This window comes from Shimia sp. MIT1388 (genome assembly GCF_047124445.1).
GTDB lineage: Bacteria > Pseudomonadota > Alphaproteobacteria > Rhodobacterales > Rhodobacteraceae > Shimia.
Window position 1 is genome coordinate 967,130 of sequence record NZ_CP138921.1, and the last position, 15,063, is coordinate 982,192.

The following is a 15,063-nucleotide window of genomic DNA, read 5'->3' on the forward strand; positions in this document are numbered from 1 at the left end:
GCCAACTTTTTGCGCTGGATCATCTTTCGTTTCCCGCGCAATGGTCTATTGTCAAAACAACAGACTATCGGAGCACTGCCATGTCCGGGACCATCGACTACGGAAATCTCATGCATCGCGCGATGCGCAGCTTGATTCAGACGGTTTTGGCCGATGTTCAACAGAACGGTCTGCCCGGCGAGCACCATTTTTTCATCACCTTTGACACCCAGCACCCGGATGTTGAAATCGCCGAATGGCTGGCGGATCGCTACCCCGGCGAAATGACCGTGGTGATGCAGCACTGGTATGACAATCTGACCGTCACAGACGAAGGCTTCGCGGTTACGCTGAATTTTGGAGACGCGCCAGAACCTCTTTATATTCCTTACAATTCCATCAAGACCTTCGTGGACCCGTCGGTGGAATTTGGCCTGCGGTTCGAGACCCAGGATGAGGACGAAGCGGAAGACGTGCTTGATGAACTGCCTGAGGAGATCAACCTCGAAGAGATCGTCGAAGAGCCTCGAAAGGACGCCGAAGTGGTGTCTCTGGACAGCTTCCGTAAGTGATCCGCTCGGCCAAACGGGCCGCTATTAAGTTTATGCGCCTGCCTATAGTTTAAATCTCAGTCTCAAAGGCCGATTTGCCGCGCCTTGTTAGCGGTATCCCACGGTATACAGTATTGCACTTTGTCCCACTTCCGGTATGACACTCCTGACATTTTTTACCGGAGGTCGTCATGGCAGATACCCGTACTGAAACCGACAGCTTTGGCCCACTAGAGGTCCCTTCCGACAAGTATTGGGGCGCACAGACACAGCGCTCGATCATGAACTTCCCGATCGGATGGGAAAAGCAGCCCGTCGCCATCGTGCGCGCGCTTGGCGTGATTAAGCAGGCTTGCGCCATGCAAAACAAAGCCACCGGCAAGATGGACGCAAAAATCGCTGACGCTGTCATTCAAGCCGCGTCCGAAGTTGTTGCCGGTAAGTTTGACGACAACTTCCCACTGGTAGTTTGGCAAACCGGCTCCGGTACCCAGTCCAACATGAACTCCAACGAGGTGATCGCAAACCGCGCAATCGAAATCCTCGGCGGCGTGATTGGTTCCAAAGACCCCGTGCACCCAAACGACCACTGCAACATGGGTCAGTCGTCCAACGACACCTTCCCAACAGCGATGCACATTGCCGCAGCAATGACCGTGCGCGACGTTCTGCTGCCAGGCTTGAACAAGCTGGCAGAGGGCTTGGAAGCGAAGTCCGAAGAGTTCAAAGACATCATCAAGATCGGCCGGACCCACACCCAAGATGCGACCCCGCTCACGCTGGGCCAGGAATTTGGCGGCTACGCGCACCAGATCCGTCAGGGCATTGCCCGTGTCGAAGCGGCTCTGCCTGGCATCTATGAACTGGCGCAAGGCGGCACTGCTGTAGGCACCGGCCTGAACACCCAACCGGGTTGGGGTGAAGCTGTGGCGGGTCATATGGCTGAGATCACCGGCCTGCCGTTTGTCACCGCGCCAAACAAATTTGAGGCTCTGGCCGCACACGACGCCATGGTCTTCATGTCCGGCGCCTTGGCCACCGTGGCTGGCGCGATGTACAAAATCGCCAACGACATCCGCTTCCTTGGCTCCGGCCCGCGCTCCGGTCTGGGTGAACTGATCCTGCCGGAAAACGAGCCAGGCTCCTCGATCATGCCAGGCAAAGTGAACCCAACTCAGGCCGAAGCGATGACCCAAGTCGCCGCACACGTCATGGGCAACAACGCTGCCATGACCTTTGCAGGCTCTCAAGGTCACTTCGAGCTGAACGTCTACAACCCGATGATGTCCTACAACCTGCTGCAATCCATGCAGCTTCTGGGCGATGTGGCGGACAGCTTCACCGAGCGTATGCTCAATGGCATCAAAGCCAACGAGCCACGTATCGACAAGCTGATGAAAGAAAGCCTGATGCTGGTGACCGCTCTGGCCCCAACCATCGGCTATGACAACGCGACCACCGTGGCGAAGACTGCGCACAAAAACGGCACCACGCTGAAGGAAGAAGCCATCGCGCTTGGCTTTGTTGATGAGGCAACCTTTGATGCGGTTGTGCGCCCAGAGCAGATGATTGGCCCCAAAGCCTAAACACTGACAGCAAAAACAGTTCGAAGGCGGCTCAAACCAGAGCCGCCTTTTCTTTTTTCGACGGAAAAATCTTGGCCAAGCGTTTGAAATTCAACAACAGCCACCCTAGGTAACTGCCATGAAAAAACAGAGCATCCGTCCCCTCTACCTGATCCTCATCCTGATCATGGGTGGCTTGTCGCTAGCGACGACACCGGTGTTTGCCATGGTGATTGACGAGATCACCACCTGCGAGGCCGAGACCATCTTCTCCTAAGCACGGGCTGTCTGGGCAAACTTACGTTTTGCAAGTAACCTGCTGACATGACTGTGGTGAATCTCAACAAGTTCCGCAAAGCCAAAGCCCGCGCTGACGAAAAAGCGCAGGCCAATCAAAACGCTGCGAAGTTTGGTCGAACCAAAGCCCAGAAAAAGCTGGAAGAAGCGCAGGCAGAGAAAGCCTGCCGGGATCTGGACGGAAAAGAACGCGAATGAGCCGGCCAACCAAGCGCTCACTCACGCTGCGGGGGCACCGTACAAGCGTGTCCTTAGAGGATGATTTCTGGCGCGCCTTTCGCGACATTGCGGAAGAAAAGAACATCCCGATAAACGCGCTTGCGGCTCAAATTGATGCGGAGCGCGATCTGGAAGCCGGACTTGCCACGGCGATCCGCCTCTACGTTCTAGCCTATTTCCGCGCCCGCGCTTCAGTTGGCTCCTAAATATCCCCGCCGGAGGCAACGCCCAAAGGGCGTATTAGGCGGCTTCTGTGGCGACTAGGCGAATCCGCTCGATCATCGCCCGCAACCCGTTGGAGCGCTGTGACGACAGATGTTCGTTGAGCCCCAACCGTTCCAGCTCGGCCCGTGCATCCACGGCAATCACCTCGGCAAGGCTCAAGCCGTTGTAAAGCTTGCGCAACACCGCAATCAGGCCGCTGACAATCATCGCGTCGCTGGCGCCTTCAAAGTGGAACACACCACCCTCGATGGTGGGATGCAGCCACACCTGACTGGCACAACCATCCACCTTGGTCGCAGGCACCCGGAGCGCCTCATCCAGCACCGGCATGTCCTTGCCCTGCTCGATCACATAGCGATAGCGGTCTTCCCAATCCTTGATGAACTCAAAGTCCTCGACGATATCTTCAAAGGCCTCGGCTGCCATGGTGGGATCACTCCTACAACTTAAAACGATGCTTCCTCACCTATGTCGGGCGACCAAAAAGGTCCAGCCCCTCACGCCTTGCTCATCAGATGCTTTTCAAGGCGATACGAATAGGTTAACCCATGGGGCAAAGAATGAGGCCTATCGATGCGCACACCTGTCCTGCTTTTGTTGACCGCCACCCTGGCGCTGTCTGCCTGTCAATCGCGCTGGAACCCTGCCAACTGGTGGGACACGGACGGATCGGCAGCTGCCGAATATGTTAATCCGCTGATTCCGGAGAAAACCGAAGAAGGCCGGTCATTCTTCACCACGCAGGAAGAGCAGGAATACCGTGGTCTACCAATCGACAAAGTGACATCTGTGGAGGTGCATCGCGTCACAGAGGGTCGCTTGATTATGGCGGTTGGTGTGTCTTCCGTGCATGGGACGTCAGACGTGCGCTTGATCCTGCCGGAAACCGGCGCTTTGGATGGTGGCGTTCTGACATTGGAACTGCTGGGCCGCCCACCATTTGAACCTGTTGTTGGCGGCTCCGAACAAAGTCGCGAAGTGACGACGGCTGTGGTGCTGACCGATCAGCAAATGTCGGGTGTTCGCACAATTCGGGTAAAGGCACTCACCAACAGCATCGACCGTCGCGCACGTTAATTTTGCGAGCCAGAATTCTGAATTCTAATGATTTTGACGGATTTTGGTAGGCCCGGCAGGACTTGAACCCGCAACCAAAGCGTTATGAGCGCTCTGCTCTAACCAATTGAGCTACAGGCCCGCCAAGTGCTTGGTTATGAAATGCCGCCGGTGCCGTCAAGCGGTCAGTTTGTCTGCCACCAGTTTGATGTCAGCTTGGCGGCGCAGCGCAGCCAACTTGTCGACAAACGCATTGATCACCAATTCAATTTTTGACCCCGGTATGGTCTTGGTTGGCGAAATTGCAAAAACGTCTTTGCTTGGCGCTTGATACTCGGGAAGCACCACCTCGTAGATGCCCTCATCCAGTTCTTTTTGAATCAACATCCGTGCCGCCCGAGTGTAGCCCATGCCAGTGCGCACGGCTTTCAGGATGATTTCTGGATCATCCGCTGTGAACCCCACACGAATGGGCGCCTGAAAGGACTGACCATCTCGCTTTACATCAAAAAAGCCAGCGGTCTTGTCCTCGTGGTGCTGGATAAACTTCAATCGCTTCATGTCGTCCGGCGTTTCTGGGCGACCATGTTTGTCCAAATAACTTGGGGTGGCAAAAAACACCGTCTCTAGGGACGCGATCTTGCGCCCAAACCCCGAGGTTTCGCCTAAACGCCCGGCGCGTATGGCAAGGTCATAGCCCTCACGCACAACATCCACCAAGCGATCTTCCATACGCAGAACAATATCCAAATCCGGATGCGCTTTGCCAAGTTCAATCAGCACCGGTCCAAATACGACGCGTCCCAGGAAGTTGCCGGTGTTGATCCGAATGGTGCCGGCGACATCGCCGTGTAACGCTTCCAATTCTGCCAACATCAACTCGTAGCGTTCCAATAGCTTTTGCGCGTGCTCCTGCACCAAAACCCCGGCCCGTGTGGCCGACACCCCTTGTGGGGATCGATGCAACAACTGTTGCCCAATGTGTGTTTCCAGCTGGCGAATTTGCTGACTGGCTGCGGATTGCGAAATACCGCGCTGCTGCCCCGCGCCGGAGAGACTGCCCTCCGCAAGTGCGCTTACAAAGGTCTCCATCAAACCCATCCGGTCCATGATATAAGCACTCCTTATGCCCCGTATCACCATCACATCGGTACTGCGGGCTATTTATCAAGCCTAGATAGCCGAGACCAGCACAAGCTGGACCAAAATATTGCTTCAGGGATATTGGAGACCCTTATGTCTATGACCCGTAGAAACTTCCTGTTCACGGCTGCCGCAGCACCGACCGTTGTGGCCGCCCCCGCGCCGGCCTTGGCCTCGCAAACGTCTGAAAAACCGTTCCAGGGCACATATCGCTTCACCGTGGGGGATGCGACGGTGACCGCATTGCTCGACGGCTACCTAGACGCAGCCCCTGCAATGATCCCGGGCTTCGATGAGGCTGGCGTCAGTGCCGCGCTGGAAAAATCTCAACAGAAACTCTACCCGGGCGGCGTGCGCATTCCGGTCAACGCGTTTCTGGTCGAGTTTGGCGGGCGCCGCGTGCTGATTGATGCGGGCACAAGCTCTTTCCTTGGCGACACCCTAGGCGATCTGAACAAGGCCCTGAACGCGATCAACGTCAGTGCCGACTCTATTGACTTGGTCGCCCTGACCCACATCCACCCGGATCATTCCGGCGGGTTGATTGACGCCAATGGGCAAGCCGTTTTTGCCAATGCGCAAGTGGCTGTTGGGCAAACTGAATATGGCTTCTGGCATGACGACGCCATCATGGCGAGCGTGCCGGAAAGCTCGCGTGGCTTCTTCCAAATTGCCCGCAACACCGTCGCGCCCTACGCAGACCGGATGGTCCTGCACAGCAACGAGCAGGACATCTTGCCAGGCCTGACCAGCCTGCCCTTGCCCGGCCACACCCCCGGCCACGCAGGGTATCTGCTGCAGTCTGGTAGCGAGCAACTCCTGTTCTGGGGCGATCTGGTGCATATGACCGCGCTGCAGTTTGACAACCCAAGCCTCACCATCGCCTTTGACACTGACGCCACTCAAACTGTGGAGACCCGTCTCAGCATGTTTGATCGCGCGGCGGCCGACAGCCTATTGGTCACCGGCGCGCACCTCGATTTCCCAGGGCTCGGCAAGGTGCGCAAATCCGCAGACGGCTACACCTACCAGCCAGCCCCATGGCAATACGGCGCCTGATGCTGCACTTGCACCGCCTGTTGACGCAGGCGGTGCATTCCCCTGTTCCAATCGCCGAGCCAATGCAGTAAGGACCACGCCAAGCATCGGATTGTAAGGACATACCCCATGAGCGACGGCAAAAACGGCATCACCTACGCGGATGCAGGTGTGGACATTGACGCAGGCAACGCACTGGTGGAGCGCATCAAACCCGCCGCCAAACGCACCACACGCTCCGGCGTAATGGCAGGCCTGGGCGGCTTTGGCGCGTTGTTTGACCTCAAGGATGCGGGCTACACCGATCCAATCCTCGTCGGCGCCACCGACGGCGTAGGCACCAAGCTGCGCATCGCGATCGACACCGGCAATGTCGACGGCGTCGGCATCGACCTCGTGGCCATGTGTGTGAACGATCTGGTTTGCCAAGGCGCAGAGCCCCTATTCTTCCTCGACTATTTTGCCACCGGCAAACTGGAAACCGAAACCGCCGCACGCATCATCGAAGGTATCGCCGAAGGATGCTACCAATCCGGCTGCGCCCTGATCGGTGGCGAAACCGCCGAAATGCCTGGCATGTATGAAGCTGGTGACTTTGACCTCGCAGGCTTTTCTGTTGGCGCCATGCAACGCGGCACAGACCTGCCAGCCGGCGTGAAAGAAGGCGACGTGCTTCTGGGCCTTGCCTCCAACGGCGTGCACTCCAACGGCTACAGCCTGGTGCGCAAGCTGGTCGAGGTTTCTGGACTGAAGTGGGACGACACCTGCCCTTGGGACGACAGCCAAACCCTTGGTGCGGCCCTTCTGGCCCCGACCCGTCTGTATGTGAAGCAATGCCTCGCCGCAGTCCGCGCGGGTGGCGTGCACGCACTGGCCCACATCACCGGCGGCGGTCTGACCGAGAACCTGCCGCGTGTGCTGCCAGAAGGCCTGTCCGGCAACATCGACCTCAACGCTTGGGAATTGCCTCCAGTCTTCCAATGGCTCGCCAAAACCGGCGGTATGGAAGAGGCCGAAATTCTCAAAACCTTCAACTGTGGCGTTGGTATGATCCTCTCCATTGAAGCCGACCAGGCCGAGGCCCTGACCGCGCTCCTGAAAGAGCAAGGTGAGACCGTCTATACACTGGGTTCCGTACAAACCGGTGAAGGCGTCTCCTACACAGGGTCCCTCCTGTGAAGAAACGCGTCGCGATTTTCATTTCGGGCGGCGGCTCCAATATGGTCCGCCTGCTCGAAGACATGGCGCAGCCTGGCCACGCTGCTGAACCCGTTTTGGTGCTGGCCAACAGTGCCGACGCGGGTGGCTTGGCCAAAGCCGAAGCCATGGGTGTGAAAACCGTCTCAGTAGATCACCGTCCTTTCAAAGGCGACCGTCCTGCGTTTGAGGCCGCACTTCAAGCCGAACTTGATAAGGTTCAACCGGACATCCTGTGTCTTGCTGGCTTTATGCGTGTTCTGACAGAAGGCTTTGTGGCGCCTTGGGAAGGCCGGATGCTCAACATCCACCCGTCCCTGCTGCCGAAATACAAAGGTCTGCACACCCACGCCCGCGCATTGGAAGCCGGCGACAAAGAACATGGCTGCACCGTGCACCTCGTGACCCCTGCACTGGACGATGGCCCGATCCTTGGCCAAGCCCGCGTGCCGGTTGAGGCTGGCGACACGCCTGACGACTTGGCCGCGCGCGTTTTGGTGCAGGAACACAAACTTTACCCAGCGGTTCTGCGCCAATTTGCGGCAGGAAATACCACACCGATCACTCTTTAAGAGTGGATCAATTGCTTTCCTCTACGTTTGTGCGTAGTGCTGTTATCCACAGCTTTACAGAACACACCAAGAAGACACGCTGCATATGAAAACCCTCACGACGACCGAAGAGCTCGCGCAATTCTGTGAAATGGCGCGCAAAGAGCCTTATGTGACCATCGACACGGAATTCCTGCGCGAGCGTACCTACTATTCCAAACTCTGCTTGGTGCAGATGGCGATGCCCGGCGATGGCACAGACAACGCTGTGCTGGTCGATCCGCTGGTGGACGGCATGTCGCTGGAGCCGATGTATGAGCTCTTCCGCGACACCAATGTTGTGAAAGTCTTCCACGCCGCCCGTCAGGACCTGGAAATCTTCTTTGTCGAAGCAGGTGTGTTCCCTGATCCCTTGTTTGACACACAAGTGGCCGCCATGGTTTGCGGTTTTGGCGAGCAGGCAGGTTACGAGACCCTAGTGCGCAAAATTGCCAAGCAGAGCTTGGACAAAAGCTCCCGCTTCACCGACTGGTCCCGCCGTCCGCTGACCGATGCCCAGAAAACCTATGCCATCGGCGATGTGACCCACCTGCGCAAGATTTACGAGTTTCTCTCCGCCAAACTGGCTGAAACCGGCCGCGCGCATTGGGTTGAGGAAGAGCTACAGCTTCTGACCCGCCCGGAGACCTATATCATCGATCCGGAAAACGCCTGGAAGCGCGTGAAAACCCGCACCACATCGCCAAAATTCCTCGCCATTGTGCGCGAGTTGGCGAAATTCCGTGAAGCCCACGCCCAAAGCCGCAACATCCCGCGCAACCGGGTGTTCAAGGATGATGCTCTGGTTGAACTGGCCTCAACCAAACCAGCCAACATGAATGATTTGGGGCGCTCTCGTTTGCTGCTGCGCGAGGCGCGCAAAGGTGAGATTGCCGATGGTATTCTCGCGGCCATCAAAGCTGGCAAAGAGTGCCCGCAGGATCAAATGCCACGCTTGCCGAAGCGCGACGACAAGGTCCAGGTGAACCCGGCCCTAGCCGATCTTCTACGTGTACTGCTGAAAGCCAAAACCGAAAGCTCCAGCGTGGCTCCCAAACTGATCGCCTCTTCTGCGGACCTGGACGCGCTTGCCTCTGGCAGCCGTGACGTACAAGCGCTGCACGGCTGGCGGCACGAAGTGTTTGGCGCAGACGCCCTACGTCTGTGTGAAGGCAAAGTCGCCCTCGCGGCCAAAGGCAACCACGTCAAAATCGTCGCCTTGTAAGCCAGTCCGCATTCGCGGATGGCTCACTCTTTGGATTTCATGGATTTGACAACCGCCTTGGCGATTCCGGCGGCGACACTCGGTGCAATCCCGCCCAGCGGATTGGCTGCCATGGCTTTCACCGCGTCCACCGCCGATTTCGCCTCATCCGCTGCCTGACGCACCTCTGCTTCCAGGTCCTCAATCGCCATGTCTCGCACTTCCGTAACCGCTGTGATGTCTTCCTCGATGCCAGATTTGGACGCGGCTAATGACACAAACAGCCCCGCGAGCACAAAGTTCACCACGCCGACAATCAGGGCTGCTGCAGCCGGTGTCATCACCTCTTCCAGCGCAAAGAAGCCGGCCACGTTCAACATAACGAGACCTATGCCCGCCACCACCAGCGCCATCACCATCAAGCCAGTTTGACGCCGCAACACCGCCAGATGCCGTTGCGCGATCAATCTTTCGGACCGCAGGATGATGGAGATGTTGCGCGAAATTCGATTGCTCATTGTCCTGCTCCTACTTCATCCGGCCAATCAGGTAGCCCACGGCAAAAGCCCCCAGCGCAAACATCAAAGGCTGCTTGTGCGGAAACTCTTCCAACTCGGCTAGGATCTCTCCGATGTCCGCTTCCAAACTTGGCGACTCGTCATCCATCTCTGGCTCTGCATCCACCTCAGAGGTTTCCTTGACTTCGGTCGCAGCATCCCGCGCCGCAAGCTCCTCCCGCAGCTGCTTCAGCTCCGCTTCCAACTCCGCTTTTGTGGCCATCTTGCCGTTCCAATCCGTTTCTGAGGCATTGCAATGCTCTGCACTGTTACAGGGCTCCGCGAGGCTGATATGCCAACAAATCTCTTCAAATCACGTTGGTTTAACAAAGCCATCAACGCGATCTATGTGCAAGAGAAACAACCTTTAGTCCTTTGTATTCTTCACTTGAACGCTGCCGACGTTGAGAGCTTCAAATCAAGAACAACGAATAACCGGTTGACTACACGCTGAAAATTAACGCTTCCAAGCCATCGCAGACCGTAAACAAACCCCGAAAACCCAAATCACCTTTGCCTCAACTCTTAACCGATCCGCACAAAAACGCCCCATTTCCGGCATCACCTCCGCACCTTGATCTTTAAAATCATTCCTACAGCTGCTGGCGATCTCCACGTTTGGGAAAGGGAGATGTGCTGGCATGACATCAAAGGAGGCATACCATGTCACAGTCCAAGAAAGACCAGCCGCGCAAGCCGGAAAAACAGTCCAAACCGGCGCCAAGCAACACACCAATCTTCAGCGATTGGGCGATGATCTAACCCGCTGCAATTTGCATTCAAAATGCTGTGGGCATCGCTTGCCCCTGCCTGACCCTGCGGTCTAATGTGCCGCCATGTCAGAGCCAATTTCCAGCATTCGCAATCTGGGCCCAGCCTATGAAGAGGCCTGCGCCCGCGCCGGTATCCACACTGCGGAAGAAGTCCGCACACTGGGCGCGGATGAAACCTACGCCCGACTGCTCAAGACCGGCACAAAACCGCATTTCATTGGCTATTATGTTCTGGTGATGGGCCTGCAAGGCCGTCCATGGAACGACTGTAAGGGCAAAGAAAAAGACGCCTTGCGCAAACGTTTTGATGCGCTCAAAGCCACGTCCCATGACAAAGGCCGCTCTGATCTTGAGGCGGCACTGAACATGATTGGCGTGATCGACAAACGCAAAGCCTAAACCCCGCTTTCTCCTTCCCTAAATATCCCGGGGAGTGTGAGGGGCTGGCCCCTCACTCCGAACCCCAAAACAAAAAACGCGAGAGGTTGCCCTCCCGCGCTTCAATGTCGTCTTCGGTAAAACCGGTTGGCTTAGCCCACCAGCTCCAGACCGGAGAAGAAGTATGCGATTTCTACCGCTGCGGTTTCTGGAGCGTCAGAACCGTGTACGGAGTTTTCGCCTACAGATTCTGCGAACTCGGCGCGGATGGTGCCGGCTGCCGCGTCTGCTGGGTTGGTTGCGCCCATAACTTCGCGGTTTTTCGCGATTGCGCCTTCACCTTCCAGAACCTGTGCAACGATTGGCGCGGACGCCATGAATTCGCACAGTTCGTCGTAGAATGGACGCTCAGCGTGCACAGCGTAGAAAACGCCCGCTTGCTCTTTGGTCAGGTGGATGCGCTTCTGTGCAACGATGCGCAGGCCAGCTTCTTCGAACTTGGCGTTGATTGCGCCGGTCAGGTTGCGGCGGGTGGCATCAGGTTTGATGATCGAGAAGGTGCGTTCCAGAGCCATGTCTGTATCTCCATTAAAGTGAGGGCCAGACACCACGTCTGGCCAGCATTCGAATTGGCGCTCCGATACCACGGGTTTGCGGACTTGAAAAGCGATGATTGACGCCGTCGCAATACTGCGCCAAACCCGCCCCATGCTTAAGATTTCAGACATCTCCTATTCCGTCGAAGGTCGCCCCTTGTTTGAGGGCGCTTCCGCAACCATTCCCACCGGCCACAAAGTGGGTTTGATTGGCCGCAATGGCGCAGGCAAAACCACACTTTTTCGCCTGATCCGTGGGGAGTTGTCCTTGGAAGGTGGCAGCATCACCCTGCCCCAGCGCGCCCGCATCGGCGGTGTTGCGCAGGAGGTGCCCTCCAACGAAGTTTCGCTGATCGACACGGTTCTGGCGGCCGACACAGAACGTGCGGCCTTGCTGGCCGAGTCCGAAACGGCCACTGATTCCAACCGTATCGCGGAAATCCAGACCCGTCTGAGCGATATCGACGCCTGGAGCGCCGAGGCGCGAGCCGCCTCCATCCTCAAAGGTCTGGGCTTTGAACACGAAGATCAGCAACTGCCCTGCTCCGCCTATTCCGGCGGTTGGCGTATGCGTGTGGCTCTGGCGGCGGTGCTGTTCTCACAGCCGGACTACCTGCTGCTTGACGAACCCACCAACTACCTCGATCTCGAGGGCGCGCTGTGGCTGGAGAACTATCTGGTCAAATACCCGCACACCGTGCTGATCATCTCCCACGACCGCGAGTTGCTCAACCGCTCTGTTGGCGCGATCCTGCACTTGGATGAGCGCAAGCTGGCTTACTACACCGGCACTTACGATCAATTTGCCAAGCAGCGCGCGGAACAGCGTGCGGTGCAGGCGGCTGCGGCCAAGAAACAACAAGCCCAACGCGAACATCTGCAAGCCTTTGTCGACCGCTTTAAGGCCAAAGCGTCCAAGGCCAAGCAAGCGCAAAGCCGTGTGAAAATGCTTGAAAAGATGACACCGATCACCGCACCCGAAGATGCGGCACGTGTGGTATTCACTTTCCCCAAACCAGAAGAGCTGTCGCCACCCATCATCGCCATTGAAGGTGGCTCTACCGGCTATGGCGATACGGTGGTGCTCGATAAGTTGAACCTTCGCATTGACCAAGACGACCGCATCGCCCTTTTGGGCAAAAACGGTCAGGGTAAGTCGACGCTGGCGAAACTGCTGTCCAGCCGCTTGGAGCCTATGAGCGGCAAGTTCACAACCTCTTCCAAGCTGCGCATCGGCTTCTTTGCCCAGCACCAGGTGGATGAGCTTTACGTCGACGAAACCCCGATCCAGCACCTGATGCGCGAACGCCCTGCTGAGGGCCAGGCCCGTCTGCGAGCACGTCTGGCAGGTTTCGGCCTAGGCGCGGCACAAGCGGAAACCGAAGTGGGCCGCCTGTCCGGTGGGCAAAAAGCGCGCCTGTCGCTCCTGCTGGCCACCTTGGACGCGCCACATCTGTTGATCCTCGACGAACCCACCAACCACCTCGATATCGAAAGCCGTGAAGCGTTGGTTGAGGCCCTCACTGCCTATTCCGGTGCCGTGATTTTGGTCAGCCACGACATGCACCTGCTGACTTTGGTGGCGGATCGCCTGTGGCTGGTCAAAGACGGCACTGTGAAGCCGTATGAAGAAGACCTACAGGCCTACCGAAAGCTGCTACTTACCGCCGACAAGCCGGTCAGCAACAAGCCGAAAGCCAAGCCCGCCCCCAAACGCGCCAGCCGGGATGACATCCTTGCCCTGCGGGCCGAGGTGCGCAAGTCCGAACAGCGCGTAGAGAAGCTCAACGACATGGCCGATAAACTGGCCAAGAAACTGGCCGACCCTTCGCTGTATGAAGACGAGAAACTTGGTGAAATGGAAGTCTGGCAGAAGAAATACGCCGAAGTCCGGGACGCCCAGGACCGCGCCGAAGATCTTTGGATGAAGGCTCTGGAAAAGCTGGAAAAAGCCGAAGCCTGAGCGTAGCGTCTGTTTCACCACTGACAGGAGCCCGATCTCACCATGGACAGTGCCGCCTTCATCACGGCTTTTGTGACGCTTTTTGTGATCATCGACCCGATTGGGCTGTTCCCGATCTTCATCTCGCTCACCCAAGGCGTGCCCGCCAAGGAGCGGCGCAAGATCGCGATCCGCGCCTGTGTGACGGCCTTTGTGATCTTGTCCGTGTTTGGTTTTCTGGGCGAAGCCGTTCTGGGTGGCATCGGCATTTCCATGCCAGCCTTCCGCATCGCCGGTGGCATTCTCTTGTTTGTGACCGCCTTTGACATGTTGTTTGAACGGCGTACCAAGCGTCGTGAGGATCAAGCGGAGGAAGCCGAGGAAGACTATCCCGACCCGTCGATTTTTCCGCTGTCCATTCCCTTGCTCGCAGGCCCTGGCGCCATCACCTCGGTGATCCTGCTGGCCGGTCAAGATTCCGGCGTACAGGCCACAATGGCTGTTCTCGGCGTTGCGGCACTCGTGCTGGCCATTGTGTTCTGCTTGTTCCTGACCTCCGGTTTCTTTGAACGTTTACTGGGCCGTACTGGCATTACCGTCATCACGCGCTTACTTGGTATGTTGCTGGCTGCGCTGTCGGTGCAGTTTATTCTGGATGGCCTGAAAGATTTCGGGTTTATGGGCTGAACACATGGAAGACGTCTCCTTTGGCAACCTCGCCTATCTTCTGCTTTTGCTGGTCATGGTGCTGATCTGGACCATCGGTTCCGGTCGCATCAACCTCGGCCAAACCCTGAGATACGGCGCTATATGGGTGCTGATCTTTGTTGGCGCCATCGCCGTGGTTGGCATGTGGGAAGACATTCGCAGCACCGTCACACCCACCCAAGTTGTTTTGGCGGACGAAGGCCGCATCGAAATCCCACGCAGCAATGACGGGCACTACTATGCTACGCTGTCCGTGAACGGTGCGGAGGTGTATTTTGTCGTCGACACCGGCGCCACCGATGTGGTGTTGACACAAGCAGACGCCCGCCGCGCCGGTCTGGACCCAGACAACCTGCCTTACTTTGGCCGCGCCATGACCGCCAATGGCGAAGTGCGCATCGCGCCGGTCCGTTTGGAAGAGATGGCCTTGGGGGACTATGTCGACCGCAATGTACGGGCCAGCGTCAACGAAGGCGAGATGGGTCAATCACTCCTGGGTATGAGCTATCTCCAACTCTTCGATCAGATCACTATCACCGGCAGCAAACTGATCCTAACACGTTAGGATTGGCGTCTAATCGCCTCTGGATTCAGCCTTTTTCTGCCAATTCCCAGTCTCTTCGGACCAGTATTGCGCCGCACAGCCCGCATCGGTCAGCGCTTTCCACTGACCCCGCGCATGTTGCACCGCTTCGGGGTCGTGCCCGTCAAACAGGATGCACACCCGCTCCACCGCATTGACCTCTTCTGCACGCACATCCGCGCCGTCCACGCTCATCACGCAACCAACAGAATCCGGCACATCCGTCGATGTGGTCAGCAGCACCGGTTGCAACGCATCATGCGGCCCGCCGGCCAAACCATGGGCCAGAAAACTTGTGTCCCCCAAGGCCCACAGTTTTTGGTCCAGCCAATCCATCCGGCCTTCGTCTCGCCCCCGCACGACAATCTTCCACCCGGCCCCGCGCGCCTTTTCTAAAAGACGCGGCAGGGTGACCTCCATGGAATTCTGGGTCAGATGGTAGAAGTAGGCAGCGCCCAAGGC

General features: G+C 57.4%; 20 protein-coding genes and 1 tRNA gene. 14 read left to right on the forward strand and 7 right to left on the reverse strand.

The features are described from left to right. The first annotated feature begins 80 nt into the window (after positions 1 to 80). The 5 genes from SIB92_RS04760 (at position 81) to SIB92_RS04780 (ending at position 2,817) form a co-directional block, all read left to right on the forward strand. Entirely contained in the window at positions 81 to 551 is a 471-nt protein-coding gene (locus SIB92_RS04760) for an SspB family protein (protein ID WP_412554726.1), read from the forward strand. Positions 552 to 721: 170 nt separating this feature from the next. Further along, a complete protein-coding gene (gene fumC, locus SIB92_RS04765; RefSeq protein WP_412554727.1) occupies positions 722 to 2,116 on the forward strand; it encodes a class II fumarate hydratase in 1,395 nt (464 codons plus the stop codon). A gap of 118 nt (positions 2,117 to 2,234) precedes the next feature. Further along, complete coding sequence (locus tag SIB92_RS04770) at positions 2,235 to 2,372, forward strand: hypothetical protein (RefSeq protein ID WP_412554728.1); 138 nt, start codon at positions 2,235 to 2,237, stop codon at positions 2,370 to 2,372. Between the two features lie 47 nt (positions 2,373 to 2,419). Continuing rightward, complete coding sequence (locus SIB92_RS04775; protein ID WP_412554729.1) at positions 2,420 to 2,590, forward strand: DUF4169 family protein; 171 nt, start codon at positions 2,420 to 2,422, stop codon at positions 2,588 to 2,590. Then, on the forward strand, positions 2,587 to 2,817 hold the full coding sequence (locus SIB92_RS04780) for a ribbon-helix-helix domain-containing protein (protein ID WP_412554730.1): 231 nt from the start codon (positions 2,587 to 2,589) through the stop codon (positions 2,815 to 2,817). The genes SIB92_RS04775 and SIB92_RS04780 overlap by 4 nt, the downstream gene beginning before the upstream one ends. 34 nt (positions 2,818 to 2,851) lie before the next feature. Here SIB92_RS04780 and SIB92_RS04785 read toward each other — a convergent pair whose 3' ends face one another. After that, positions 2,852 to 3,262: a SufE family protein gene (locus SIB92_RS04785; RefSeq protein WP_412554731.1), complete on the reverse strand. Its 411-nt coding sequence runs from the start codon at positions 3,260 to 3,262 to the stop codon at positions 2,852 to 2,854. A 147-nt stretch (positions 3,263 to 3,409) separates the two neighbouring features. On the opposite strand from SIB92_RS04785, the gene SIB92_RS04790 reads away from it, so the two are divergent. Then, on the forward strand, positions 3,410 to 3,913 hold the full coding sequence (locus SIB92_RS04790; protein WP_412554732.1) for a hypothetical protein: 504 nt from the start codon (positions 3,410 to 3,412) through the stop codon (positions 3,911 to 3,913). A gap of 44 nt (positions 3,914 to 3,957) precedes the next feature. Here SIB92_RS04790 and SIB92_RS04795 read toward each other — a convergent pair. Then, positions 3,958 to 4,034 (reverse strand) — tRNA-Ile (locus SIB92_RS04795). A gap of 35 nt (positions 4,035 to 4,069) precedes the next feature. Further along, entirely contained in the window at positions 4,070 to 5,002 is a 933-nt protein-coding gene (locus tag SIB92_RS04800) for a LysR family transcriptional regulator (protein WP_412554733.1), read from the reverse strand. A gap of 132 nt (positions 5,003 to 5,134) precedes the next feature. Between SIB92_RS04800 and SIB92_RS04805 the strand changes: the two genes are divergently transcribed. The 4 genes from SIB92_RS04805 to rnd all read left to right on the forward strand — a co-directional run bounded on the left by SIB92_RS04805 (position 5,135) and on the right by rnd (position 9,085). After that, entirely contained in the window at positions 5,135 to 6,094 is a 960-nt protein-coding gene (locus tag SIB92_RS04805; protein WP_412554734.1) for an MBL fold metallo-hydrolase, read from the forward strand. Between the two features lie 108 nt (positions 6,095 to 6,202). Further along, positions 6,203 to 7,252: a phosphoribosylformylglycinamidine cyclo-ligase gene (gene purM, locus SIB92_RS04810; RefSeq protein ID WP_412554735.1), complete on the forward strand. Its 1,050-nt coding sequence runs from the start codon at positions 6,203 to 6,205 to the stop codon at positions 7,250 to 7,252. After that, positions 7,249 to 7,842 (forward strand): phosphoribosylglycinamide formyltransferase, encoded by a 594-nt coding sequence (gene purN, locus SIB92_RS04815; protein ID WP_412554736.1) that lies wholly within the window; start codon positions 7,249 to 7,251, stop codon positions 7,840 to 7,842. Before purM ends, purN begins: the two co-directional genes overlap by 4 nt. Before the next feature lie 85 nt (positions 7,843 to 7,927). Beyond that, positions 7,928 to 9,085, forward strand: a complete 1,158-nt coding sequence (gene rnd / locus SIB92_RS04820; RefSeq protein WP_294114788.1) for a ribonuclease D — start codon at positions 7,928 to 7,930, stop codon at positions 9,083 to 9,085. A 23-nt stretch (positions 9,086 to 9,108) separates the two neighbouring features. Here the strand turns inward: rnd and SIB92_RS04825 are convergent, their stop codons facing one another. Both SIB92_RS04825 and SIB92_RS04830 read right to left on the reverse strand, forming a co-directional pair. Beyond that, positions 9,109 to 9,582 carry a phage holin family protein gene (locus tag SIB92_RS04825; protein WP_412554737.1) on the reverse strand — a complete coding sequence of 158 codons (474 nt, stop codon included), beginning with the start codon at positions 9,580 to 9,582 and terminating at the stop codon, positions 9,109 to 9,111. Positions 9,583 to 9,592: 10 nt separating this feature from the next. Beyond that, the gene (locus tag SIB92_RS04830) at positions 9,593 to 9,844 is read right to left on the reverse strand and encodes a hypothetical protein (RefSeq protein ID WP_412554738.1); all 252 of its coding nucleotides are present in this window, start codon (positions 9,842 to 9,844) and stop codon (positions 9,593 to 9,595) included. Positions 9,845 to 10,457: 613 nt separating this feature from the next. On the opposite strand from SIB92_RS04830, the gene SIB92_RS04835 reads away from it, so the two are divergent. After that, positions 10,458 to 10,793 (forward strand): TfoX/Sxy family DNA transformation protein, encoded by a 336-nt coding sequence (locus SIB92_RS04835; RefSeq protein WP_412554739.1) that lies wholly within the window; start codon positions 10,458 to 10,460, stop codon positions 10,791 to 10,793. A gap of 131 nt (positions 10,794 to 10,924) precedes the next feature. Here the strand turns inward: SIB92_RS04835 and ndk are convergent, their stop codons facing one another. Next, positions 10,925 to 11,347 (reverse strand): nucleoside-diphosphate kinase, encoded by a 423-nt coding sequence (ndk, locus tag SIB92_RS04840; RefSeq protein ID WP_294114797.1) that lies wholly within the window; start codon positions 11,345 to 11,347, stop codon positions 10,925 to 10,927. 133 nt (positions 11,348 to 11,480) lie between these two features. Between ndk and SIB92_RS04845 the strand changes: the two genes are divergently transcribed. From SIB92_RS04845 to SIB92_RS04855, 3 genes are read left to right on the forward strand one after another with little or no spacing between them, the layout of a single operon-like run. After that, positions 11,481 to 13,331 carry an ABC-F family ATP-binding cassette domain-containing protein gene (locus tag SIB92_RS04845; protein WP_412554740.1) on the forward strand — a complete coding sequence of 617 codons (1,851 nt, stop codon included), beginning with the start codon at positions 11,481 to 11,483 and terminating at the stop codon, positions 13,329 to 13,331. Positions 13,332 to 13,373: 42 nt separating this feature from the next. After that, the gene (locus SIB92_RS04850) at positions 13,374 to 13,997 is read left to right on the forward strand and encodes a MarC family protein (RefSeq protein ID WP_412554741.1); all 624 of its coding nucleotides are present in this window, start codon (positions 13,374 to 13,376) and stop codon (positions 13,995 to 13,997) included. 4 nt (positions 13,998 to 14,001) lie between these two features. Next, the gene (locus tag SIB92_RS04855) at positions 14,002 to 14,583 is read left to right on the forward strand and encodes a TIGR02281 family clan AA aspartic protease (protein WP_412554742.1); all 582 of its coding nucleotides are present in this window, start codon (positions 14,002 to 14,004) and stop codon (positions 14,581 to 14,583) included. Positions 14,584 to 14,592: 9 nt separating this feature from the next. Here the strand turns inward: SIB92_RS04855 and SIB92_RS04860 are convergent, their stop codons facing one another. Further along, positions 14,593 to 15,060: a DNA polymerase III subunit chi gene (locus SIB92_RS04860; protein WP_412554743.1), complete on the reverse strand. Its 468-nt coding sequence runs from the start codon at positions 15,058 to 15,060 to the stop codon at positions 14,593 to 14,595. Positions 15,061 to 15,063: the final 3 nt, after the last annotated feature.